17 protein-coding genes are annotated in these 21,036 nt (G+C 75.4%); 5 read left to right on the top strand and 12 right to left on the bottom strand.

The window, feature by feature from the left end; translation table 11 throughout:
- The first annotated feature begins 106 nt into the window (after positions 1-106).
- Positions 107-577 (top strand): hypothetical protein, encoded by a 471-nt coding sequence (locus tag AB0I11_RS10960; RefSeq protein ID WP_357316972.1) that lies wholly within the window; start codon positions 107-109, stop codon positions 575-577.
- A gap of 30 nt (positions 578-607) precedes the next feature.
- Positions 608-2,143, top strand: a complete 1,536-nt coding sequence (locus AB0I11_RS10955; protein WP_357316969.1) for a serine/threonine-protein kinase — start codon at positions 608-610, stop codon at positions 2,141-2,143.
- Here the strand turns inward: AB0I11_RS10955 and AB0I11_RS10950 are convergent.
- The gene (locus AB0I11_RS10950; RefSeq protein WP_357316965.1) at positions 2,130-2,513 is read right to left on the bottom strand and encodes a hypothetical protein; all 384 of its coding nucleotides are present in this window, start codon (positions 2,511-2,513) and stop codon (positions 2,130-2,132) included. The genes AB0I11_RS10955 and AB0I11_RS10950 overlap by 14 nt on opposite strands.
- Before the next feature lie 160 nt (positions 2,514-2,673).
- On the opposite strand from AB0I11_RS10950, the gene AB0I11_RS10945 reads away from it, so the two are divergent.
- On the top strand, positions 2,674-3,699 hold the full coding sequence (locus tag AB0I11_RS10945; RefSeq protein WP_357316961.1) for a tetratricopeptide repeat protein: 1,026 nt from the start codon (positions 2,674-2,676) through the stop codon (positions 3,697-3,699).
- A gap of 17 nt (positions 3,700-3,716) precedes the next feature.
- On the opposite strand, the gene AB0I11_RS10940 is transcribed toward AB0I11_RS10945, so the two are convergent.
- Together AB0I11_RS10940 and AB0I11_RS10935 are read right to left on the bottom strand one after the other, a co-directional pair.
- Complete coding sequence (locus AB0I11_RS10940; RefSeq protein WP_357316958.1) at positions 3,717-4,658, bottom strand: hypothetical protein; 942 nt, start codon at positions 4,656-4,658, stop codon at positions 3,717-3,719.
- Positions 4,655-5,035, bottom strand: a complete 381-nt coding sequence (locus AB0I11_RS10935) for a hypothetical protein (RefSeq protein WP_357316955.1) — start codon at positions 5,033-5,035, stop codon at positions 4,655-4,657. The genes AB0I11_RS10940 and AB0I11_RS10935 overlap by 4 nt, the downstream gene beginning before the upstream one ends.
- 179 nt (positions 5,036-5,214) lie before the next feature.
- Here AB0I11_RS10935 and AB0I11_RS10930 point away from each other — a divergent pair, with 179 nt between their 5' ends.
- Positions 5,215-8,982 (top strand): CHAT domain-containing protein, encoded by a 3,768-nt coding sequence (locus AB0I11_RS10930; RefSeq protein ID WP_357316953.1) that lies wholly within the window; start codon positions 5,215-5,217, stop codon positions 8,980-8,982.
- 13 nt (positions 8,983-8,995) lie between these two features.
- Here AB0I11_RS10930 and AB0I11_RS10925 read toward each other — a convergent pair whose 3' ends face one another.
- From AB0I11_RS10925 to AB0I11_RS10885, 9 genes are all read right to left on the bottom strand, one after another.
- Positions 8,996-10,186, bottom strand: a complete 1,191-nt coding sequence (locus AB0I11_RS10925; protein ID WP_357316950.1) for an acyl-CoA dehydrogenase — start codon at positions 10,184-10,186, stop codon at positions 8,996-8,998.
- Positions 10,183-12,159: a biotin carboxylase N-terminal domain-containing protein gene (locus AB0I11_RS10920; protein ID WP_357316947.1), complete on the bottom strand. Its 1,977-nt coding sequence runs from the start codon at positions 12,157-12,159 to the stop codon at positions 10,183-10,185. The genes AB0I11_RS10925 and AB0I11_RS10920 overlap by 4 nt, the downstream gene beginning before the upstream one ends.
- 70 nt (positions 12,160-12,229) lie before the next feature.
- Positions 12,230-13,831, bottom strand: coding sequence for a carboxyl transferase domain-containing protein (locus AB0I11_RS10915; RefSeq protein WP_357316943.1), 1,602 nt, complete (start codon positions 13,829-13,831; stop codon positions 12,230-12,232).
- A complete protein-coding gene (locus AB0I11_RS10910) occupies positions 13,828-14,997 on the bottom strand; it encodes an acyl-CoA dehydrogenase family protein (protein WP_357316940.1) in 1,170 nt (389 codons plus the stop codon). The genes AB0I11_RS10915 and AB0I11_RS10910 overlap by 4 nt, the downstream gene beginning before the upstream one ends.
- Positions 14,994-16,679: an acyclic terpene utilization AtuA family protein gene (locus AB0I11_RS10905; protein WP_357316937.1), complete on the bottom strand. Its 1,686-nt coding sequence runs from the start codon at positions 16,677-16,679 to the stop codon at positions 14,994-14,996. The genes AB0I11_RS10910 and AB0I11_RS10905 overlap by 4 nt, the downstream gene beginning before the upstream one ends.
- On the bottom strand, positions 16,676-17,518 hold the full coding sequence (locus AB0I11_RS10900; RefSeq protein ID WP_357316934.1) for a TIGR03084 family metal-binding protein: 843 nt from the start codon (positions 17,516-17,518) through the stop codon (positions 16,676-16,678). Before AB0I11_RS10900 ends, AB0I11_RS10905 begins: the two co-directional genes overlap by 4 nt.
- Positions 17,519-17,533: 15 nt before the next feature.
- Positions 17,534-18,178, bottom strand: a complete 645-nt coding sequence (locus AB0I11_RS10895) for a TetR/AcrR family transcriptional regulator (RefSeq protein WP_357316931.1) — start codon at positions 18,176-18,178, stop codon at positions 17,534-17,536.
- A gap of 185 nt (positions 18,179-18,363) precedes the next feature.
- The gene (locus AB0I11_RS10890; RefSeq protein ID WP_357316928.1) at positions 18,364-19,107 is read right to left on the bottom strand and encodes a metallophosphoesterase family protein; all 744 of its coding nucleotides are present in this window, start codon (positions 19,105-19,107) and stop codon (positions 18,364-18,366) included.
- Positions 19,108-19,286: 179 nt separating this feature from the next.
- The gene (locus AB0I11_RS10885; RefSeq protein WP_007073398.1) at positions 19,287-19,964 is read right to left on the bottom strand and encodes a Crp/Fnr family transcriptional regulator; all 678 of its coding nucleotides are present in this window, start codon (positions 19,962-19,964) and stop codon (positions 19,287-19,289) included.
- A 263-nt stretch (positions 19,965-20,227) separates the two neighbouring features.
- Here AB0I11_RS10885 and AB0I11_RS10880 point away from each other — a divergent pair, with 263 nt between their 5' ends.
- Positions 20,228-20,911: an adenosylcobinamide amidohydrolase gene (locus AB0I11_RS10880; RefSeq protein ID WP_357316925.1), complete on the top strand. Its 684-nt coding sequence runs from the start codon at positions 20,228-20,230 to the stop codon at positions 20,909-20,911.
- Positions 20,912-21,036 lie beyond the last annotated feature (125 nt).

Below are 21,036 nucleotides of genomic sequence, written 5' to 3'. Positions count from 1 at the left end.
AGCCCGGCGCAGGATTACCGGTTCCGGGGATGTGCGTGTCGGACCTGCCGGTTAGGTTGTGGGATCGAGGGGGACCAGTCACCTGGGTGGGTCTTGGGGAGGACGGATGAGGCTGCCGCGCACCGGCGCCGGCTGGACGATCGCGGTCTTCGGCGTGCTGGCGTTGCTGCTGGGCGCGCTCGGGCTGATCTGGCCGGAGGCTCAGCTGCGCATGCTCGGGTTCGAGGTGCCGGCCGAGCGGGGCCCGGGTGACTACACCGGCACGTTCCTCACCGCGTCCTCGATGGCCTCGTTCAACATGGGGGTCTACTACCTGCTCGCCGCGGCCACCGAGTGGCGCCCGTTCTACCGCTTCACCGTCTGGTTCCGGCTGGTCACGTTCAGCGTCTTCACCATCGCGGTGCTCTCCGACATCGCCCCGGGCCGGTTCTTCGGGGTGGCCGTGTGGGAAGGGCTGGGCGCGGTCGCTACGGCCGCCGGCCTGTGGTGGGACGCCCGCCGGGCGGGCGGCGCGGGGCGTTCCGTGGGCCTGACCGCCGACCCGGAGCCAGCGCCGGCGACCGACGCGGTGCGCTGAGCGCGCGGGACAGTTGGGTATTTTCGAGCCGTGACCGAGACCTCACCCGGCGCCATCCGGCTGCCCATCGTGCCCGGTCTGACCGATCTGCAGGTCTTCGCCCGGGGCGGCTACGCCACCGTGTACCGGGCCACCCAGATCTCGGTGGGACGCGAGGTCGCGGTCAAGGTGGAGAACCGCACGCTGGACAGCGAACGGGACCAGGCCCGGTTCCTGCGTGAGGCGCGGGCCGCCGGCAAGATGTCCTCCCACCCGCACGTGGTCGACCTCTTCGACGTCGGGGTCACCGTCGACCAGCACCCCTATCTGATCATGGAGCTCTGCGACGGCTCGTACGCCGAGCGGATGCGGACCTCCCCGCTGGGCCCGGTGGAGACCCGCGACCTGGGCGTCAAGATCGCCGATGCGCTGGCCCACTCGCACGCGGCCGGGGTGCTGCACCGCGACGTGAAGCCGGCCAACATCCTCTACTCGCACTTCAACCCGGCGGTGCTGGCCGACTTCGGGCTGGCCGTGCTGGCCGAGGTGCGCGACGCCTCGGTCACCCTCGAGGTGCTCACCCCGGCGTACGCGCCGCCAGAGATGTTCAGCCACAGCCCGCCCTCGCCGGCCGTCGACGTGTACGCGCTCTGCGCCACCCTCTACGCGGTGATGCACGGCCGGCCGCCCCGCTGGCAGTCCGAGCGGAACCCGAGCCTGGTCACCGTGCTGGAGATGTTCCAGCAGCCGATCCCCGGCCTGCCCGGGGTCCCCGACGACCTGGTCGACGTGCTGCGGCTCGGCATGTCCAACGACCCGGGCGAGCGACCGTCCGCCGTGGAGCTGCGCGGGATGCTCGCCGCGCTTCCGCTGGACCAGGGCGCGACCCCGGTGAGCGGCGCGCCGATCTCCGGCGCCCCGGCCAGCGGTGGCCCGACCGGCGGCACCAGCACCGGCTGGCCGTACCCGCTGGGCCGGACGGGGCAGCCGGCCCCGCGGCCGCCCACGGACGACGACCACCCGACCGTGCCGGCCGCCGGGCGGCGCTGGCGGCGCCGCTGGTTCCTGGGCGGCGCGGGCGTGCTCGCGCTGGCCGCCTCGGCCAGCGCGGGGGCCTGGCTGGCCGGCGGCGCTCCGCCCGTGGTGGCGCCGACCCCGGTGGCCAGCGGGGTGGTCGAGGTGACCGCCCCGAAGGTGCTGCCGGGCTGCGCCACCGGCGACGTCCGCCTGCCGGCCGGTGCGCGCTGCGCCACCGAGCTGGAGTGTTTCGGGCCGGTACGACTGCGCCGCGACCGGGCGGAGGCGACCCGGGTGTCCTGCGACGGCCGGCACACCTGGGAGACCTACGCCGAGGGCGACCTGCCCGCCACGCTGGCCAGGGCCGGGCACGGCGCGGTGGTGGCCGATCCCGCCGTCCAGCGGGTCTGCAACGTCGGCACGTTCCAGCTCGCCAGCGGTATCCGGCAGGCGGGCGACTGGAACCTGGAGGTGTTGCCGCCCACCGGGGCGGGCACCGACCGCACCTACCGCTGCCTGGCCGGGCGGGGCGTGGACGCGCTCGCCATGCCCACCCTCACCGGTCGCTGAGCCCCCCGACCGCGCGCTGGTCGCGGACCGCCCGGGGGTCGAGCCCCTCCAGCGTGTCGGCGTCGACCGCGCAGTCGGCGGCGGCGCGGAGTCCGCGGACGGCCCGCGGGTCGAGCCCTTCCAGGGTGTCGGCGTCGACGCCGTAGCTGCCCGGCGCGGGCCACTCCTCGACCGGGGCCTCCCCGCCGCCCTGCCGGTGGGCGCTGATCGCCACCCCGGCGACCATCACGAGCAGGACGCAGAGCAGCGCCAGCGCGACCGACACGATGCCTGCGGGGCGCCAGACCAGCAGCGCCACGAGTGCCGCCACCGCCGCCAGCGACGCGACGGCGGCCCTGGCCCGCGCATCGGGCTTCGGGAACGACCTCATCCGACAAGCATCGCCGAGCGCGTCCGCCTGTCAACCACCGATCCGGCCGGTGGTGACCACCGGCCGTCCGGTTGATCGCCGCCGGAGCGGCACGCCCGGACCGCCGGCCGCCCCGGGCGCGGGCATTCTCAACCCCGGGTACGGATGCAACGATGACGGGATGTCATCGCTGTCGATACCCCAGGTGACCTATCTCGGCGGGCATCCGGACCGGGCGGACACCATCCCGGGGCTCACCGCCGTCGTCGACCGTTCCGGCATCCGGCTCCGCCGGTCCTTCCGCCGGTTCCTCGCCGTCCGCTGGGACGCGCTGCGCGGGCTGGACGTGCGTACGCCGGGCCTGCTCACCCTGGCGCTCAGCTTCCGTCCGGGGCACGACGACGGCTCGTCCCTGCACCTGCACCTGGACCGCGACGTGTACCGCTTCCACGTCCGTGACCTCCCCGCCGCGCAGCTGCGGGCGCAGCTCGCATCGTGGGCGGTGGCGGCCGCCGGCGCCCCCACGCCGCTGCCCGCGATGCCCACGCCCCCGCCGCCGGTGTCGCACGGGCCGCTCGACGTGGTCCGGATGTCGCTCGACCTCTGGCGGGCGGCCGGCCTCGGCCGGGAATCCCTGTCCGACCGGAGCACCCTGGCCTACCGGCTCAGCCTCGCCGAGAACCACCGCCGCAGCGGCCGGTACGACGAGGCGCTCGCCCTGCTCGAGCCGCTCGCCGGCGCCGCGGCCGAGGCGTTCGGCCCGGTCGACGAGGACACCCTGAAGGTCCGCAACGAGCTGGGTCAGGCGTACCTCGAGGCCGGGCAGGTCGACGACGGGCTGGACGTGCTGCGCGAGGTGGTGTCGGCGGCCGAGCACCTGCACGGCCCGGACAGCCCGCTCACCCTGGTCTTCCGCAACAACCTGGCCGTCGCCTACCAGCACGCCGGCCAGTACGCCCAGGCCATCGGCCTGCACGAGCAGAACGTCCGGCACACCGAGCACAGCCAGGGACGCCGCAGCCTCGAGACGATCGGCCGGCGCAACAACCTGGCCGCCACCTTGGCGCTCGCCGGGTACCGGGAGCGGGCGATCGAGCTGTACTGGGAGGTGCTGGACGCGCTGCCGGACGGCCACCGGAGCCACGCCCTGGCGGTCACCGCGCGGCAGAACCTGGCCATCCTGCACAACCCGTCCTGGACGCCGTGACGGCACCGACGGGCCGGTCAGGCACCGGGCGGCGGCGCGCCTTCCGGCCGTCGGGCGCGGGGGACGGTGCCGTCCTTGCGGACGAGCCCGCTGATCTGCTCGCCGACCTCCCCGGTGAGCCGGCCCGAGCAGGAGAGTCCCAACTGGACGGCCAGCTCGCGGCCGTACAGGTCCACGGCGGCCTCGACCAGCTCGGCGTAGACGGCCACGGACTGGCGGCACCGGTGCCGGGCGGTCAGCAGGATCGCGGCGCCGACGACCAGGGCCGGCCACCAGAACGCCCCGAGGACGGCGTAGAGGACGCCCCAACCGACCAGCCGGGCCGCCGTGGCGCAGCGGTCCTGCACGGCGGTCAGCTCGCCGCGCGCCTCCTCCGGCAGGACCAGCCACAGCCGCGGCCACACCGGCGCGAGGTCGATGCCGTAACTGCGCCAGACCCGCACGTCGGCGGCGTGCAGCCGGTCGCCGGTCCAGGTCGGCCGCGCCGGCTCCACCAGGCAGACCGCCGCGCGGCGGTCGATCGCCCGCCGTGCCCGGGCCCGCCGGGCGGGGTCGGCGGTGTCCGCGAGGAATGCCCGCTCGGCCTCGGCCACCTCGGCGTCCGCTCGCTCCCACCGCCGCCGGCGCCGACCGGTGAGCCGGCCCAGCAGCGGCGTCGATCCGGTCAGGCTCCAGGTCCACCCGACGAACATCCCCACCGCCTGCGCGGCCAGCCCGGCCGCCGCCGAGCCGAGCAGGAACGCGGCCACGGCGACCAGCAGGGCGGCGCCGCGCGCCCCGGCCGGCGTGCCGGTCACCCGGTCCAGCCAGGCCGGCAGGGCCGCGACAGCCAGGGCGTGGCCCTGGCCGAGCACCCCGGCCAGCCCCACCGCGGCGGCGAACAGCGCCCCCGGCAGCACCAGCGCGGCCGTCCACCGGGTCACCAGCTGCTTGCCCAGCTCGGCGAGGAACGCGTTCACAGGGTGACCCGGCTCGCCACGAGGGGCGCACCGGTGAGCCCGCACGTCGGCGGCGCGCCGTCGTCGACCGGGGCCTTGCGGGGACACGGCCCGGCGCCGGGGCAGGTCCAGGCGGCGACCGTCGGGTGGCCACCGCGGCCGAGCCACGGCTCGAAGCCGCGTACGCCGGTGGTGAGCCCGTCGACGCCGTGCCGGGCGAAGGCCGCGTCGAGAGTGTCGAGGTCCGCCGCCAACTGCTGGTCCCAGCGGCCCGCGCCGACCGCCGCGACGATCCGGTCGAGCACCTCGGCGACGCCGTACCGCTCGGCGTGCGTGCGTAGCTGCTCCCCGGTGGCCTGGCTGCACAGCCGGCCGATGCGCTCCGCAACGAGTTCCAAGGTCGCCCCCCGTGCGCCGGTCGGCCGTTTCCGCTGCCACAGTAGCGGCCCCGGCAAGCCCGTGCCGCCAGTCGGGACGCGACCCGGATTCCGCTTTCCCGGACCGGGACCCATTGGGCAGGATCGTTACCGGACCAGGAGATCGCCACCGGACGTCAGCGCACCGGAATCGAGGAGCGATGCCGAAATGGACGGTCGGTAGCGCCGCGGGGCGGGTCACCGCGGTGACCGCCGAGTACGAGCGGACGGGGATTCCGGGCGTCCTGTTCGGACCCGACCTCTCCGGCGAGGAGCAGGTCCTCGCCGCGGCGGCCGGTGGGCGCGGCGCCGGGCGGGCCGCGGCGCAGGCGCTGGCCCGGCTGCACTGGTACCGCTACCTCAACCTGTCCGGGCTGGACGGTCTGCGGGAGCGCCGGGCGGCGGTCGAGCTGTTCCGGCACGTGCACCGCCGGGACCCGGAGCTGGTGCCGGAGCTGATCCGGGCCGACTGCCGGGAGAGCGACCCGCCCCGCCCTCCCCGACTCGCCGACGTGCTGCTCAGCCAGCAGCAGGCCGACCGGATCGCGGGGCTCCGGCAGCGGCACCGGGCGGGTTCCGGCAAGGCCCTCCGGATGCTCGTCACGCTCTATCAGGAATGGCTGCTGGAGCTGGCCCGGGACCGCGACAACGACGCCGCCCTGCTGCGGGCCGCCCTGCTGACCGATCGCACCGAGGCGCTGGTGACGCTGGCGGAGGCGACCGGGGAGGGACCGACGTACGACGAGGCGCTGGACGCGGCCTCGGCGGCCCTCGCGGCCACCACCGACCGGGACCCGCACCGGATACACCGCCTCGTCGACCGCGGTCGCCTGCTGGAGCTCTACTTCGACCGGGGCGCCGGACCGCGGGCGCTGCAACTGGCCGTCGGCGAGTACCGCCGGGCCGCCCAGCTCGGCTGGCGGCGGCAGCCCACCGACCCGCAGGTGGTGGCGCGGTTCGCCGAGGCGCTGTCCCGGCTGCCCGAGGTCCCGCCGCTGGCGTCGGTCGAGGTCCTGTTCGAGGCGACCGCGGCCTGGCGCGACGCGGTCCACGCCGCGGCGGGCGACGAGCCGGCGATGGCCGCGGCGCTGGAGCGGCTCAACACCGTCGTCAACCTGCTGGCCCAGGAGGTCGACCCGGAGCTGGCGCTGGAGGTGGTCACCGCGGCCGGGCAGCCCGAGGTGATCGACCGTTACCTGGGGCGGGCCGAGGAACTGTCGGCCCGGATCGCGGTGGACGCCTCGGCGGCGGCCCTGGCCGACCAGTACGAGGCAGCCTTCCTGCTCTTCGCCGTGGTGCCGGGCTTCCACCCGGCCCGGCCGCGCGCGCTGCTCCTGCTCGGCTCGGCCGAGCTGGACCGGTGGCAGCACGGCGGCGAGCTGAGCGGCGCGGCGGAGGCGGCTACCTGGGCGCAGCTGGCGCTGGACGCCATCGGGCCGGCCGACCCGTTGCGGCGCAGGGCGTTGAACCTGCTGGCCGCCGCGGCCGCGGACGCCGGGCTGCACGGGCAGGACGAACACCTGGTCGAGGTCGCGGTCTCCGCCGCCCGGGAGGCGCTCCCCCTGGCCGGCGAGCAGTCGGAGGAGCATCCGCACCAACTCGTGGTCCTCGGTGACGCGTTGAACGACGCCGGTTGGCTGAAGCGCGACGCCGAGCTTGTGGACGAGGCGCTGCGGCACCAGCGGGCGGCGCTGCGGCTCACCCCCGAGGGGCACGAGGCGTACCCACTGCGGCTCATGAAGCTCTCCCAGACGCTCGTGCACCGCGACCAGTTGGTGCCCGACGACGCGCTCCTGGCCGAGGCGGTGGCGGCGAACGGCCGCGCGGCGGGCCTGCTGGCGGAGCGGGATCCGCGCCGGGTCGGCTTCCTCTACAACCACGCCAGCAGCCGCTCCGTCCAGGCTGTCCGGCAGCGGGACGAGGCCGGGCTGCTCGCGGCCGAACGCAGCTACCGGGAGGCGCTGGCCCTGGTGCCGCCGGACCACCCCGACCAGCCGCGGATCCGCAGCGCGATCGCCGACACCCGCTACCACCGGTACCGGCTCGGCGGCGACCTGGACGTGCTGGCCGACGCGGTACGGCTGGCCCGGGAGGCGGTCGAGGCGACCCCACCGGACCACCACTGGTGGCCGCTGCGGGCCGGGCTGCTGGCCCGGGCGGCCGCCGAGCTGGCCCGGGCGGGCGGGCCGGACGCCGAGCTGGCCCGGGCCGAGGCGACCGCCACGTACGCCGCGATCGCCGCCGCGCCCCAGGCGGACCCGCAGACCCGGATCGACGCCGAGCGGCAGCAGGCCGAGTTGGCGCACGCCGCCGGCGACCCGGCCGCCCGGCTGGCCGCGCTGGAGCGGGCGGTGCGGCAGATGCCGGCCTCGATCGACCGGGCGTCGGCCGGCCGGCGCCGGCTCGGGGCGGTGGCCGAACTGAGCGGGTTGGCGGCGGAGGCCGCCGCGACCGCGATCGCGGCGGACCACCCCGAGCGCGCCGTCGAACTCCTGGAACGCGGCCGTGGCCTGCTCTTCCACGAGGCGCTGGGCATCCGCGACGGGCGGGCGGAACTGCGCGTGGTCAGCCCCGGGCTGGCCGCCGACCTGGACCGGGTCGACCGGGAACTGGCCGAGGCGGACGCCTACACGCACGTCCGGAGCTTCACCATCGAGGTGCAGCGCCGCACCGCGGACGGTGAGCTGTTGGACAGCTCGACGACCGAGTGGGACCCGCGAACCGCCTGGGTGCCCCGTACCCGGAAACTGGCCGCCGAACGGGACCGGGTGATCGGGCGGATCCGGCGGCTGCCCGGGTTCGCCGACTTCCTGCGGCCACCGTCGGTGCCGCTGCTCCGGGAGCGGCTCGCGGGCCTGCCGGTGGTCGTCGTCAACAGCCACGGCGACCGGGGCGACGCGCTGGTCGTGCCGGCCGACCCGGAGCGGCCCGTGCAGCCGGTCCGGCTGCCCGAGCTGACCGGCGCCGCCGTCCAGCGGCAGGTCACCCGCTGGTACGCGGCGGTGTCCGACGCGCTCGACCCGGGGGTGCCGTTCGACCGGCGCGCCGCCGCCCAGGAGGAGCTGCACGCCGTGCTGGGCTGGCTGTGGGACGCGGTGACCGGGCCGGTGCTGGACCGGATCGCGCCGGCCGACGGGCCGCCGCCGCGGCTCTGGTGGTCCCCGGTCGGCGCGCTGGCCCGCCTCCCGCTGCACGCCGCCGGTCATCACCGGGAGCCGGGCCGCCGGCGTACCGTCCTGGACCGCGTGGTGCCGTCCTACACGCCGACCCTCACCGCCCTGGCGCACGCCGCGGCGGAACGGCCGCGACCGCCGGCGACCGCCACGGCCACCGTGGTCGGCGTGCCGACCGCGCGGGACCTGCCGGCGCTGTCCCAGGTACGCGCCGAGGTCGAGCAGGTGGCCCGGCTGATCCCCGGCTCGACCGTGCTGACCGGGACCGAGGTGGCCCCGACCGAGGTCGAGGAGGCGCTGCGCCGGCACCCGATCGCGCACTTCGCCTGCCACGGCGAGGCGGACGCCGGCACGGCCGCGATGCTGACCGGCGGCCTGCGCCTCGGCAAGGGTGGCTCGCTCAGCCCGCACATGGTGGGCTCCTACCGGCTGGCCCGGGCCGAGCTGGCCTTCCTCTCCGCGTGCGGCACGGCCGAGACGCACCCGACGTTCACCGACGAGCCGCTGCACCTGGCCGCCGCGTTCCAGCTCGCCGGCTTCCGGGGCGTGATCGGCACGATGTGGCGGACCACGGACAGCGCGCGGATCGCGGCCGCCTTCTACGCCGGCCTGACGAACGGTGGCACCGAACCCCCGGACCCGGCCGCCGCGGCCCGGGTGCTCACCGAGACGGTCCGGGCGGTACGCGACGAGTTCCCGGCCACGCCCACCCGGTGGGCCGGGCACCTGCACGTCGGGCTGAACCGGGCGCTCTGAGCGGCCCACCGGCTCAGTACGACTTGTCCTGGCCGAGGACGTGCTGGGCGACGAAGTTGAGGATCATCTCGCGGCTGACCGGGGCGATCCGGCCGGCCCGGACCGCGCCGAGCAGGGTGGCCACCCCGTACTCGGTGGTCATGCCGGCCCCGCCGAGAGCCTGGACGGCGGTGTCGACGGCGAGCGCGGCGGCCTCGCCGGCCGCGTACTTGGCCATGTTGCCGGAGATGCCGGCTTCCAGGTCGCGGCCCGCGTCGTACAGGGTGGCCGCCTTGTGGATCATCAGCCGGGCCAGCTCGACCTGGACGGCCGCGTGCGCCAGCGGGTGCGACACGCCCTGGTGCGAGCCGATCGAGCGCCCACCCCACACCGTGCGGGTGGACGTGTAGTCGCTGGCCTTCTCGATCGCGTACCGGCCGGTGCCGGCGCCCATCGCGGCGACCGTGATGCGCTCCGGGTTGAGCCCGGCGAACAGCGCCGGCAGCCCGGCGTCCAGCGACTCGCCGACCAGCGCGTCGGCGGGCAGCCGGACGTCGTCGAGGAAGAGCAGGAACTGGTTCTCCGGCGACAGGATCTCCATGTCCAGCTTGGACTTCTCCAGGCCGGGCGCGTCGGTCGGCACGAGGAACAGCGCCGGCTTCAGCCGCTGCGGAGACGCGTCCCCTGCGCCGGCACTGCCGTCTCCGACGGCGACGCGGGCGACCACCAGCACGTGTCCGGCCTCGTCCACGCCGGAGATGTAGATCTTCCTGCCGCTGAGCAGCCAGTCGTCGCCGTCGCGGCGGGCCACGGTGGCGAGGCGGTGGAAGTTCGAACCGGCGTCCGGCTCGGTGATCGCGAAAACGATCTTCTGGGAGCCGTCGGCGAGGCCGGGGAGGTGCTTCTTGCGCTGCTCCTCCGTACCGTGCTTGTTGATCACGGTGGCGGCGATGGCGGGGGAGACCACGAGCAGCAGCAGCGGGCAGCCCGCCGCGGCCAGCTCCTCGCAGACGATGGCCAGGTCGGTGATGCCGCCGCCCCCGCCGCCGTACTCGGTGGGGATGTTGACGCCCAGATAGCCGAGCCGGCCGGCCTCGTGCCACAGCTCGGTGGTGTGCTCGCCGGCCCTGGCCTTCGACACGAAGTAGGAATGGCCGTACTTGCGGCCCAGCTCCCGTACCGCGTCGCGGAGCTGGTCCTGTTCGGGGGTGAGGTCGAAGTTCACTGCGGGTCCTCCTCGGGATCCACGACGGCCAGTACGGCACCCGTCTCGACCTGGCCGCCGGCCGGCACCGGCAGTTCCGTCACCACACCGTCGGCGGGGGCGAGCACGGGATGTTCGAGCTTCATCGCTTCCAGCGTCAGCAGCAGGTCACCGGCGGCGACCCGCTGACCGACCTCGACGTGCACCCGGGTCACCGCGCCGGGCAGCGGCGCGAGCAGCGACCCAGCCGCCAGCTCGGCGGTGGGCAGGGGCAGGCGGGGCAGCTCGGTGAGGCTCGCCGCCCCGTCCGGGCCGTCCACGAAGACCCACGACCCGGCCCGGTGTACGCGGAAGGCCCGCCGCACCCCGTCCACGTCGAGCACCACCCGGTCGGCGGCGGCGTCGACCACCGTCACGGTCGGCGTGGCGTCGGACCGGGACACCGACCATTCGGCGAGGCCGCCCGTGCGGTCCAGCCGATACCGGACCTCGATCTCCTCGCTGTCGCCGACGGTGAACCGGGTGACCTGCGGGAAGGCCGGCACGTTGCGCCACCCCGACGGCAACCCGGCCAGCACCGGCGCGGCGGCCCGCCGGGCGGCGGCCCCGGACAGCGCCGCCACCAGCGCCACCACCGGAAGCTGTCCGGCCGGCAGCAGCGGCGCGAACACCTCCGGGTGCCGCTCCAGGAAGCCGGTGTCCACGTCGGCGGCGGCGAACTCCGCGCTGCGCAGCACGCGGACCAGCAGGTCCCGGTTGGTGGCCACGCCGTGCAGTTCGGCGCGGGCGAGCGCGCCGGCCAGGGCGCGGGCCGCCTCGGCGCGGGTGGGCGCCCAGGCGACGAGCTTCGCGAGCATCGAGTCGTAGTGCACGCTCACCGTCGAGCCGTCCGCCACGCCGGAGTCCAGCCGCAGCCCCTGGGCGGGCGCGAACTCGGCGGTGACCCCGGGGATCGCGAACCGGTGCAGCGTGCCGGTGGCCGGGCGGAAACCCCGGGCCGGGTCCTCGGCACAGAGCCGCACCTCGATCGCGTGGCCGTCGGCCGGCGACGTGCTGGTGACCGGCAGTGGCTCGCCCTCGGCGACGAGCAGTTGCAGCCGGACCAGGTCCAGCCCGGTGGTCGCCTCGGTGACCGGGTGCTCCACCTGGAGGCGGGTGTTCATCTCCAGGAAGTGCACCTGCCCGTCCGGCGCCAGCAGGAACTCCACGGTGCCCGCGCCGACGTAGTCGACCGCCCGCCCGGCCGCCACCGCCGCCTCGTGCAGCGTGGCGCGTACCTCGTCGGGCAGCACACCTGGCGCCTCCTCGACGATCTTCTGGTGGCGGCGCTGGATGGAGCAGTCGCGTACCCCGAGCGCCACCACCGTGCCGTGGGTGTCGCCGAAGATCTGCACCTCGACGTGGCGGCCCCGTTCCACGTACCGCTCGATGAAGACAGTGCCGTCGCCGAACGCCGCCGCCGCCTCGCGGCGCGCGCCCGCGACGGCCTCGGCCAGCCCGGCGGCGTCGCGGACGACCCGCATGCCCCGGCCGCCACCACCGGCGGCGGCCTTGACCAGCACCGGGAAGCCGGTGACCTCGGCCGGATCGGTCCAGGTGGGCAGCATCGGCACGCCCGCGTCGGCGAGCAGCGCCTTGGCGGCCATCTTGTCGCCCATCGCGGCGATCGCCTTCGCCGACGGGCCGACCCAGGTCAGGCCCGCGTCGGCCACCGCCGCCGCGAACTCCGCGTTCTCGGCGAGGAAGCCGTAGCCGGGGTGGACCGCGTCCGCGCCGGAGCGCCGGGCCGCCTCCAGGATGGCGTCGACGCGCAGGTACGTCTCGGCCGGCGTGTTCCCGGGCAGCCGCACCGCCTGGTCGGCGTCGGCCACGAACGGCGCGTCGGAGTCCGCGTCGGAGTGCACAGCGACGGTGGCCACGCCGAGGGCGCGGCAGGTGGCGAAGACCCGCCGGGCGATCTCCCCCCGGTTCGCAACGAGAAGTCTCGAAATCATGCGCGCTGAGCCTGCCTTTCGTTCGCGACTGCGGGACTCCGCTTCGCTGCGTTCCTCGCGCTCACAGGTGTCACATCCGGAAGACGCCGAAGCCGTCGGCGCCCTTCACCGGTGCGTTGTGGATCGCCGACAGGCAGAGCCCGAGGACGGTACGGGTGTCCCGGGGGTCGATCACCCCGTCGTCGTAGAGCCGGCCGGAGAGGAAGAGCGCCCCGGACTGGGACTCGATCTGCTGCTCGACCATCATTCGCATGGCGGCGTCGGACTCCTCGTCGTACTCGCGGCCCCGGGCGGCGGCGGCCTGCCGGGCGACGATCGACAGCACCCCGGCCAGCTGCGCCGGGCCCATCACCGCCGACTTGGCGTTCGGCCAGGTGAACAGGAACCTCGGCTCGTACGCCCGGCCGCACATGCCGTAGTTGCCGGCGCCGTAGGAGGCGCCCAGGTTGACCGTCAGGTGCGGGACCGTCGAGTTCGACACCGCATTGATCATCAACGCGCCGTGCTTGATGATGCCGCGCTGCTCGTACTCGGTGCCGACCATGTAGCCGGTGGTGTTCTGCAGGAAGACCAGCGGGGTGTCGGCGGCGTTGGCGAGCTGGATGAACTGGGCGGCCTTCTGCGCCTCCGCGCTGAACAGCACGCCCCGGGCGTTGGCCAGCACGCCGACCGGATAGCCGTGCAGCTCGCCCCAGCCGGTGACCAGGGCGGTGCCGTAGCCGGGCTTGAACTCGTCGAACTCGCTGCCGTCGAGCACCCGGGCGAGGACCTCGCGCGGGTCGAACGGCACCTTGAGGTCGGCGCTGGCGATGCCGAGCAACTCATCGGGGTCGTACCTGGGTGGCGCCGGGAACGGGTTGCGCGGCGGCGCGCCCTGCTTGCGCCAGTTGAGCCGGCGTACGCACTGCCGGGCCAGCCGGATGCCGTCCCGCTCGTCGGCGGCGAGGAAGTCGGCCAGGCCGGACGTCGTGGCGTGCATGGCCGCCCCGCCCAGCGACTCGTCGTCGGTGACCTCGCCGGTGGCCATCTTCACCAGCGGCGGCCCGGCCAGGTAGACCTGCGACCGGTCCCGGATCATGATGGTGTAGTCCGACATGCCCGGCACGTACGCGCCGCCCGCCGTGGCGTTGCCGAAGACCACGCTCACCGTGGGGATCCGCGCGGCGGAGAGCCGGGTCAGGTCGCGGAACACCCGGCCACCCGGGATGAAGATCTCCGCCTGGGTGGGCAGGTCCGCCCCGGCGCTCTCCACCAGGTTGACCATGGGCAGCCGGTTGGCCAGGGCGATCTCCCCGGCCCGCCGGGTCTTCGCCAGCGACCACGGGTTGATCGCGCCGCCGCGTACCGTCGGGTCGTTGGCCACGATCAGGCACTCCACGCCCTCGACCACCCCGATCCCGGTGACCGTGCTGGCGCCGACCGGGAAGTCGGTGCCGTACGCGGCCACCGGGGACAGCTCCAGGAACGGGCTGTCCGGGTCGAGCAGCAGCTCGATCCGCTCCCGGGGGAGCAGCTTGCCGCGCCCGTGGTGCCGGGTCACGTACTTCTCGCCACCACCGGCCCGGGCCTGGTCGAGCGCGGCCTCCAGCTCGGCGATGCGGTCCAGCAGCGCCGCCCGGTTGGCCCGGTAGGCCGGCGCGGCCGGGTCGAGCGCGCTTCCCAAGGTGCTCACAAGCCGATGCCCTTCGCGATGATCTCGTTCATGATCTCGGTGGTGCCGCCGCCGATGCCGAGGATCCGGGCGTCCCGGTAGTGCCGTTCCACCTCGGCGTCGCGCAGGTAGCCGAAACCGCCGTGCAGTTGCAGTGCCGCGTCGACCACGTGGTCGCAGGCGGCCACCGCCACGTTCTTCGCCATCGCCACCTCGGTGACCACCGGCTGGCCGGCGGCGACCCGCTCGGCCACGTCGTGCACGTACGCCCGGGCCGCCTCGGCCCGGGTGTGCATCTCGGCCAGCCGGTGCCGGACCAGTTGGCGGCTGGCCAGCGGTCGGCCGAACGTGGACCGGTCCCGGCACCACGCGGTGGCCAGCTCCACGCACCGCTGCGCGGTCGCGTACGCCTGGGTGGCCAGAGAGAGCCGCTCGGCGGCGAACTGCTGCATGATCGCCAGGAAGCCGGTGTCCTCCGGCCCGATCCGGTTCGCCACCGGCACCCGAACGTCGGCGAAGGACAGCTCGGCGGTGTCCGAGCAGTGCCAGCCCAGCTTCTCCAGCCGCCGGCCCACGGTGAACCCGGGGCTGCCCTTGTCGATCACCAGCAGGCTGAGCGAGCCGGAGCCGGGAAAGTCGGTGCAGACGGCGGTCGTCACGAAGTCGGCGCGGAGCCCGCTGGTGATGTACGTCTTCGACCCGTTCACCACGTAGTGGTCGCCGTCGCGGCGGGCGCAGGTGCGGATGCCCGCCACGTCGGAACCGCCCTCCGGCTCGGTGATCGCCAGCGCGCCGATCATCGTCCCGGCGAGGGTCGGCCGGACGTACCGGTCGATGAGATGCTGCGGACCGGCGGCGGCTGAGCCGGCCCGGTCGCCGCAGGCCGCGACCATGTGCGGCAGCGCGATGCCGTGCGTGAACAGCGCCGCGATCAGCCCGGACGAGCCCCCCGACCGGATGATCTCCTCGGTGACCACGATCGAGTCGAGCAGGTTGCCGCCGCTGCCGCCGGCCCACTCCGGGAAGCCGATGCCGAGCAGCCCGATCTTCGCGGCCGTCTCGTGCAGCGACCGGGGCACCTCGCCGGCGCGTTCCCACCCGTCCAGGTGGGGCAGCACCTCCCTGGTGACGAACGCCCGGCTCAGCTCCCGTAGCTGCCGTCGTTCCGGGGTGTCCACGAGGGTCATGCCGGCCTCCCGGTGAGCAGGTCCGCCGGCAGCTCGACCACCCGGGAGCGGAGCAGCTCGCCGAGCGCCTTGGCCTGCGGGTCGAAGCGGGTGGAGCCGGCCACGCCCGGCCCGAGCAGCCCGCGGAGCACGAAGTTGACCGCCCGCAGGTTGGGCAGCTCGTACCGCTCCACGGTCAGCGGGGCGGTCTCCGGCAGCAGCTCGGCCAGCCGGTCCGTGCTCAGCCAGCCGCGCAGCCAGGCCCAGGTGGCGTCGGTACGGGCCCAGACGCCCAGGTTGGCGTCCCCACCCTTGTCCCCGGAGCGGGCGCCGACCAGCTCGCCGAGCGGACCACGCCGGGTCGGGTACGCGGGCGCCCCGGTGGTGGTCGCGCGCTGCCGCGCCGGGGACTCCACCGGGCGGGTGACGTGCGGCGGGGCGACCGGCACGGGTACCCCGTCGGGCAGCACCGCGAGGTGCGCGACGGCGTCCTGCGGGACCGTGTCGGCGGTGAAGACCCCGTACGGGGTGGCGTCACCGGGCAGGGTGGTCAGCGTGCAGCCCGGGTAGGAGGCCAGGGCCAGCTCCACCGCGGCCGCCGAGAAGGCCCGCCCGGCCCGCGCCTTGTCGCCGTCCCGCAGGTGTACGTGCAGCAGCGCGCTCGCCGCCTCGGTGTCGGCGGCGTCGGGGTGGTCGGTGCGGGCCAGGGTGAACTCCAGCCCTTCCGGGCCGACCGCCTCCTCCAGTTGACCGCGGACCAGGGCCGCCTTGGCCGGGATGTCCAGCCCGCACAGCACGAACGTCATCGAGTTGCGGAAGCCGCCCAGGTTGTTGACCCCCACCTTGAGGGTGGGCGGCGGGGGCGTGCCGCGGACCCCGGCGACCCGCACCCGGTCCAGCCCGTCCTGGGTCAGCGCCACCGTGTCCAGCCGGGCCACCACGTCCGGCCCCAGGTAGGCCGGCGTGTCCACCTCGTACAGCAGCTGCGCGGTGACCGTCTCGACGGTGACCGCGCCCCCGGTGCCGGGGTGCTTGGTGAGCACCGACGAGCCGTCCCGGTGGATCTCGGCGATCGGGAAGCCGGGGCGGTGACCACCGTCCGGCAGCTCGGTGAAGAAGCTGTAGTTGCCGCCGGTGACCTGCGCCCCGCACTCGATGAGGTGCCCGGCGACGGTGGCGCCGGCCAGCGCGTCGAGGTCGTCCCGGGTCCAGCCGAACCGGGCGATGGCCGGGCCGACCGCCAGCGAGGCGTCCGTCACCCGTCCGGTCACCACCACGTCCGCCCCGGCGTCCAGGCAGGCGGCGATCCCGAACGCCCCCAGGTACGCGTTCGCGGTCAGCGCGTCGGGCCGGGCGAGGGCGTCGCCCTCGACGTACCCGACCCGGACGGTGAGGCCGAGCCGGTCGGCCAGCGCGCCGACCGCGGCGGCCAGGCCGGCCGGGTTGAGCCCGCCGGCGTTGGTGACCAGGGTGACCCCGCGGTCGAGCGCGGTGCCGAGGCAGCCCTCGAGCTGGCGCAGGAAGGTCTTCGCGTAGCCGAGGGAGGGGTCCCGCAGCCGGTCCCGGCCGAGGATCAGCATGGTCAGCTCGGCGAGGTAGTCGCCGGTCAGCACGTCCAGCTCGCCGCCGTCGAGCATCTCCCGCCAGGCGGCGAACCGGTCGCCGTAGAAGCCGGAGGCGTTGCCGACCCGCAGCACGGTCACGACGTCGCCCCGGCGGCGTCCCGCCCGGCGCCGGGCGGGCCGGCGAACGCCTGCGCCACGTCCAGCCACTCGTCGGCCACCGGGCCGGTGGCCACCAGGGCGAGGTTGTCGCGGTGCCGGCGCTGGGTGACCAGCAGGCAGAAGTCGAGGGCCGGGCCAGTGACCCGGTCGGCGGCGTCCGCCGGCCCGAAGGTCCAGGTGTCGCCGGCGGTGCCGGCTTCGCTCCCGGCCGCGAGGCTCGCAGGCTCACTCCCCGCGCTCGCTGGCGCAGTCAGCTCCACCCGGACCGGCGTGGTCGGCGCCGGGCGGCCGTGCGCGGCGAAGCCGTGCCCGAGGGTACGAAAGCCCAGGTGCGCGACGTGCCGCAGCCGGTCGGTCGGGGCCCGCCGGACGCCGAGCGCCTCGGCCACGTCCTCGCCGTGCGCCCAGGTCTCCATGAGCCGGGCGGTCGCCATCGAGGTGGGCGACATCCGGGTGCCGTACCAGGGCAGCTTCTCCCCGGCCGGGGTGGCGGCCAGGGCGGCGCTGAGCGCGGTGCGGCCGGCCCGCCAGCGGGCCAGCAGCGCGTCGGGGGGCGCGAGGAAGGACTCGGCCCCGTCGTCGACCAGGCGGGCCGGGTTCGGGGCGGCGAGGACCGAGGTGTAGAAGGCGTCGGCGTCGGTGGCGGCGAGGTGGGCCACGTGGTCGGTCCAGGCCAGGTGGGCGATCTGGTGCGCGATCGTCCAGCCCGCGGCCGGGGTCGGTCGCGCCCACTCCTCCGGCGGCAGCGGCGCGACCAGCGCGTCGAGCTGGTCGGACTCGGCGGCCAGATCCGTGAGCAGTGCTGTCAGGTCGACCATGGTGCCTCCGGGGGATCAGTGCGGCCGCGCGCTCCCTGGCGTCGTCGGGCCGTCGTCGGGGGTGAGCAGGATGGCGAGTTGGCGCTTCCAGGTGTGCAGCAGGGCGGTCCGCCGGGTCGAGTCGTCGCTGAGCAGGTTGGCCACGCCGAGCCCGCGGAGCAGGTCGAGGGTGGCCTGGACGGCCTCCCGTACGCCGGGCCGGCGCTCGTCCACGCCGAGCAGCTCGACGGTCAGCCGGTGCATCTCGCGACCGACCCGCGCCTCCAGCGGCACCAGGGCGTCCCGCAGCTCGGGGTCGGTGCGGGCGGCCACCCACAGCTCCAGGGCGGCGACGAAGAGCGGCCCGGTGAAGGCGGCGGCGAGCAGGTCGACCACCCGGTCGAGCCGGCGCGGCCCGGCGGGCAGCGCCGCGGCCTCGGTGCGCAGCTCGACGGCCCGGCGCTCGGTGAGGTGGGTGACCGCGGCGGTGACCAGGGCGGCCTTGGTCGGGTAGTGGTGCAGCTGGGCGCCCCGGGAGACGCCGGCCCGGGCCGCCACGACCGTGGTGGTGGTGCCGGACCAGCCATGCTCCACCAGGCAGTCCACGGTCGCCTCCAGCAGCCGGGCCTGGGTGGCGCGGCTGCGCTCCTGCTGGGGGACGCGGGTCGGGGCGGCGGGCACGGGGACAGCCTGCCGGTCGCAAAACAAACAGTCAAGACTGACTTTTTCTGAGTTCCGGACCGGGCCGGTCGAACGAGCGGGTTGATCGACCCGGCTTGCGGCGATCCGGGGCTTCCGGACGATGCGAAGCCACGGATCGCCGCATCTCGGGTTCGCCGTTCGGTCGTCCCGGCCGGTCGCGGCCGTCAGCGGCCGTCGCGGGGACCGAAGACGGTGAGCGCGTCGACGTCGCTGTGCACCGAGCGCAGGTACTCGTCGGCCCAGGCGGCGGCGTCCGGGAAGCCCGAACCGGCGGCCACCCGGGCGCAGGCGGCGTCCACGTCGTACGCCGTGCGGCGCAGCTGCACGCCCGGGCCGAGCAGGGCCCACCAGGCGCCGGCTCCGCCGTACGGCATGCCGACGCTGCCCGGGTTGACCACCAGGCGGCGGTCGACGAGCCGGGTGAACGGCATGTGGGTGTGCCCGCAGACCACGGTGCCGACCTCGGCCGGCAGGCCGGCGAAGACCTCCGCCCAGCGGTCGAGCCGCGAGTCGACCAGCACCATCTCCTCGTCGTCGCGGGGCGTCGCGTGGCAGCAGAGCACCTCGCCGAGGCCGGCGACGGAAAAGGTGACGGTCGGCGGCAGCGCGGCCAGCCGGGCCACCTGGTCCTCGCGCAGCTGGGCGGCGGCCCAGTTCGAGACGTCGTACGAGGTCGGGTGGCCGGCGTGGGCCGCCACCAGTTCCCGTTCGCCGTTGCCGCCGACCCAGAGCGCGCGGTCCCCGAGCGCGGCGAGCCGGTCCAGCACCTCGACCGGTTGCGGGCCGTCCGCGATGTCCCCGGTGAGCACGATCAGGTCGGCGGCGGCCACGTCGGGCTCGGCCAGGACGGCCTCCAGCGCCGGCAGCACGCCGTGGATGTCGGAGAGGACGGCGACACGTTCGAACATCGCCCCACCGTCGCCGAGGGCGGCGCCGAAATCCAGGAATTCTTCGCTGGGCAGAGCGCGCGGCGGGCGCCCGGAACCGCTGGGGCGGGCGGGAACGGCACCGGCCCGGACCGCAACGGTGGCGGTCCGGGCCGGGACGGGTCGACGGGCGGGCGGAAGGGCCCGGCCGGGGAGCGGGATCAGACCCGCGCGCGGCGGGCCAGGCGCTCCGGGTCGAGGATGATGATGCTCTTGCCGTCCAGCCGCAGCCAGCCGCGCGACGCGAAGTCGGCCAGCGCCTTGTTCACGGTCTCCCGGGAAGCGCCGACGAGCTGGGCGATCTCCTCCTGGGTCAGGTCGTGGGTCACCCGCAGCACGCCGCCGTCGCGGGTGCCGAACCGGCCGGCCATCTGGAGCAGGTTCTTGGCGACCCGGCCCGGCACGTCGGTGAAGATCAGGTCGGCGAGCGAGTCGTTCGTCCGCCGCAGCCGGCGGGCGAGCACCCGCAGCAGCTGCTCGGCGATCTCGGGCCGGTTGTTCAGCCAGGGCCGCAGCGCCTGCTTGCGCAGCCGGACCAGCCGGGTGTCGGTCACCGCGGTGGCCGTCGCCGTGCGCGGCCCGGGGTCGAAGAGCGACAGCTCGCCGACCATGTCCGACGGGCCCATCACGGCGATCAGGTTCTGCCGGCCGTCCGCCGCGCGGCGGCCAACCTTGATCTTGCCGGACAGGAGGATGTAGAGACTGTCGCCGGGCTCGCCCTCGTTGAACACGACCTCGCCCTTGCGGACCTCGATCGTCTCCATCTCCTTGGCGAGCGCCTCGGCAGCCTCCGGGTCGACACCCTGGAAGATCCCGCTACGGGCCAGTACCTCGTCCATCGCGCACCTCCGCTTGCGCGTGCCGTCCGTCGGCCGGGTCCGCCGTCCGCTGATCCCTCGCGCGCCGCCAGTCTAGGCGCACATGAGCTGGAATCAGAGGCGCACCCCTGGAATCTTGATCGTTGGGCGTAACCCTCCCGACGCGATCGAGGACTACAATCCCCGCCCCCCGACCGGCGGCGCCGGGTGGCGGGCGTGGCGTCCGGGCCGCCGAGCCCGGGCGGGCGTCGCCGCTGCCTTCCTCTGATCGTAGGGTCGGTGCCGTGCTGAACGAGCCGTTCCTGACCACCCGCCCCGAGGCCGGGTCGGCGATCCCGCTGCTGGTCTGGCGGGCCGAGGCGCCGCTGCTGGCCGTCGGCAGCGCCCCGCTGGGCGGCGGGATCGGCGTACGCCGCTGGGTGCTCAACGCGACCGTGCCGATGTCGTACGACCGGGACGACCCCGCCGACCACCTGGCCGAACTGGCCGGCGGGCTGGGCCTGGCCGGGCCCGGGGTGGGCCTGCTGACCGGCGTCGACGTGACCGAGGTGGTGGCCCGGGCCGACGACGGCGTGCGGGTCTGGGCGACGGTCGGGCTCGGCACTCCGGTGTGGGCCGCGGCGCCCGCGCCCGCCACCCCGGCGCAGCGCGTCGGCACGGTCAACCGCGTCGGCACGGTCAACATCGTGGCGTACGTGCCGGCCCGGCTCGGCGACGCCGCCCTGGTCAACGCCGTGGCCACGGCGACCGAGGCGAAGGCGCAGGCGATCTGGGAGCTGGGCCTGCCCGCCACCGGCACGCCCACCGACGCGGTCACCGTGCTCTGCCCGGCCGACGGCGACCCGGCCCCGTACGGCGGCCCCCGCTCGGCCTGGGGCGCCCCGCTGGCCCGAGCCGTGCACGCGGCCGTCCTGGCCGGCGGCGCCGGCACCGTGGTCCCCTGGTCCGAGCAGCGCCGGGCGGGCTGAGCCGGCCGGGGCCATCGGCACGGTGCTCCCGGGTCGGATCGGCGCCCGACTGCCGGGAGCCGGCCGGGCCGACGGGTCGGCTTTTCGACCGATCGGCCGTCGTCGGCGCGTTCACCGGGCGGTAC

It is taken from the genome of Micromonospora sp. NPDC050495 (assembly GCF_040655175.1).
Lineage (GTDB): Bacteria > Actinomycetota > Actinomycetes > Mycobacteriales > Micromonosporaceae > Micromonospora.
The sequence above is the reverse complement of the archived record's forward strand: the minus strand, read 5'-3'. Positions and strand labels throughout refer to the sequence as shown.

What these genes read in the sequence shown, in the direction of transcription:
- AB0I11_RS10960 (WP_357316972.1), top strand. Translation starts at nt 107, where the DNA reads ATGAGGCTGCCGCGCACCGGCGCCGGCTGGACGATCGCGGTCTTCGGC.
- AB0I11_RS10950 (WP_357316965.1), bottom strand. Translation starts at nt 2,513, where the DNA reads ATGAGGTCGTTCCCGAAGCCCGATGCGCGGGCCAGGGCCGCCGTCGCG.
- AB0I11_RS10945 (WP_357316961.1), top strand. Translation starts at nt 2,674, where the DNA reads ATGTCATCGCTGTCGATACCCCAGGTGACCTATCTCGGCGGGCATCCG.
- AB0I11_RS10930 (WP_357316953.1), top strand. Translation starts at nt 5,215, where the DNA reads ATGCCGAAATGGACGGTCGGTAGCGCCGCGGGGCGGGTCACCGCGGTG.
- AB0I11_RS10920 (WP_357316947.1), bottom strand. Translation starts at nt 12,159, where the DNA reads ATGATTTCGAGACTTCTCGTTGCGAACCGGGGGGAGATCGCCCGGCGG.
- AB0I11_RS10910 (WP_357316940.1), bottom strand. Translation starts at nt 14,997, where the DNA reads ATGACCCTCGTGGACACCCCGGAACGACGGCAGCTACGGGAGCTGAGC.
- AB0I11_RS10900 (WP_357316934.1), bottom strand. Translation starts at nt 17,518, where the DNA reads ATGGTCGACCTGACAGCACTGCTCACGGATCTGGCCGCCGAGTCCGAC.
- AB0I11_RS10890 (WP_357316928.1), bottom strand. Translation starts at nt 19,107, where the DNA reads ATGTTCGAACGTGTCGCCGTCCTCTCCGACATCCACGGCGTGCTGCCG.
- AB0I11_RS10885 (WP_007073398.1), bottom strand. Translation starts at nt 19,964, where the DNA reads ATGGACGAGGTACTGGCCCGTAGCGGGATCTTCCAGGGTGTCGACCCG.